The sequence below is a fragment of the Autumnicola edwardsiae genome (genome assembly GCF_031846505.1).
Classification (GTDB): Bacteria; Bacteroidota; Bacteroidia; order Flavobacteriales; family Flavobacteriaceae; genus Autumnicola; species Autumnicola edwardsiae.
The window spans coordinates 1-1,690 of record NZ_JAVRHP010000223.1 but is presented as its reverse complement, the minus strand read 5'-3'; the positions used below and the strand labels follow the sequence as shown (position 1 = coordinate 1,690).

Annotated in this window: 2 protein-coding genes and 1 pseudogene; all 3 read right to left on the bottom strand. The window is 40.7% G+C overall.

Going from position 1 to position 1,690, the window contains the following annotated elements; genetic code table 11:
- Positions 1-158, bottom strand: a pseudogene (locus RM529_RS17205) (DUF4138 domain-containing protein); the annotation flags it as partial.
- Positions 155-1,084, bottom strand: coding sequence for a conjugative transposon protein TraM (traM, locus tag RM529_RS17200; RefSeq protein WP_311485977.1), 930 nt, complete (start codon positions 1,082-1,084; stop codon positions 155-157). The gene traM and the pseudogene RM529_RS17205, both read right to left, overlap by 4 nt.
- Entirely contained in the window at positions 1,074-1,688 is a 615-nt protein-coding gene (locus RM529_RS17195) for a conjugal transfer protein TraK (protein WP_311485976.1), read from the bottom strand. The genes traM and RM529_RS17195 overlap by 11 nt, the downstream gene beginning before the upstream one ends.
- Positions 1,689-1,690: the final 2 nt, after the last annotated feature.

Genomic DNA, 1,690 nt, shown 5'->3' with positions numbered 1-1,690 from the left:
TTATCCGATCCCGTAATTCCCTGACGTATGGGTTCTGGGAAGAACAAGGCCACGTTTTTTTGATCATTGGCACAAATCGTATCAAGCGTGATGGATTCTTGCGCAGAAGCCTTACTAATAGCGAAAATAAATGCAAGAATAAGAATATAAGATTTCATAATTTAGGTTTTAGGATTAATTTGTAGTTGTTGAGTACGGTAACTTTTACGTTCCGGTGGTTGCGTTGAAATATCTTTTTGAAACCGCTTACTTGTGGTACACCGGCAATATTAAGGTCGTCCACCATATCGCCGACAACCTCATTGGTGACCTCTGCACGAAAGTTGTTTTCAACATAGATGCCATTACTACCATCCTGTAGATCGAATGCTTGCAGTTTTGTGGGATGATGTTGAATGTTTTCAATTTCAATCAATAACCGATTGGGCTGAAAACTTATAAAACCGAAGATTGGAGTGTTTTTTGAAATTCGTTTGCTATTGATGGTGGCGGTTTTGGTCAGGCGCATTCGCAAACGCGAATTTGCCTTGACCACTTGGTCGCCATCCACCACCGCATAGATTACTGCATCCGTTGTGCCGGAAACGGAAACAGCACTTTCCTTTGGATCAGAAGCAAAGAATAACTGGTGTTCCAACCCCATTTCCTTAGCAGCAATTTTTTGTTCGGCCTTTATTGCTACTGAATCAACTACTTTTGCGACCTTGGTAACCCTTTTCTTAACACCAATATTCCGATAACTTTTTTTGGAATACTCGATTTTCCCAGCGGAGTAGATACTATCCACTATGCGTTCTTTTTCCCGTTCGGGTAAATCTGGGTCGTAGAAGCCCCCAGAATCAATCAACTTTTCATCGTAGATGCTCGGCGCATTGGTTTCACGTACTTCCTTTAAATCATTGATGGCATCCAGTTTGGAATCGTATTCTTTTTGATCCTCTTCCAATGCGGGAACCGATGTTTCTTTGAGGCTTTCATTTTCGCTTTCATCATCGCCCATTACCATAATAGAATAGGAGATCAGGAAAATGAATATTACCGCCAAGACGGCCGCAAATACTATTTTGTTCTTTTCAATTTTCATCGTTCAGTTTTTTAAGGGATTTCTCGAAATAGTTCGTAATCAGTAAGCCGTGCGGATTATTGGGAAAGTTTCGGTCGACCGTAATCAGGTTTCCGGTGGAAACCAGTTCATAGGTATCGATAATCGAACCCCGATTGATTTCAAATACGGTAACCGTCTTGAAGGTGTAAACTCCATTTTTTTCCTCGACTTGGGAATCGATACTGACCACCTTTTGGATTAATGAATATTGCAGTAACCGATTATAGACACCATCGGCCTTCTTTTGGCGATAGAGATTGTCCACGGAACTGTTACCCAACCAAAGTGCCTTTTCCAAGTTCTTTTCATAATTGCTTGCATCAATGTTGTAGAAGTAATTGTGGAACAGTTCCAAATGGGCCAAGGCTTCCACCTTAAAGTTTTCCTTTTGGGTAACGAGTTTTAGGGGAATAATACTTCCATCGGTATTGATCGCAAAGGCATTGTTCAGGACTTTTTTATTGATGTTGAATACCATCCAAACGGCAAAGAAACTGGACAAAACGGAGCAAATGACAACGGCCAAGACGATGAACCGATTAATTTTAAGGACGGCGTAAATATTTTTATAAGGTGTTTTCATTT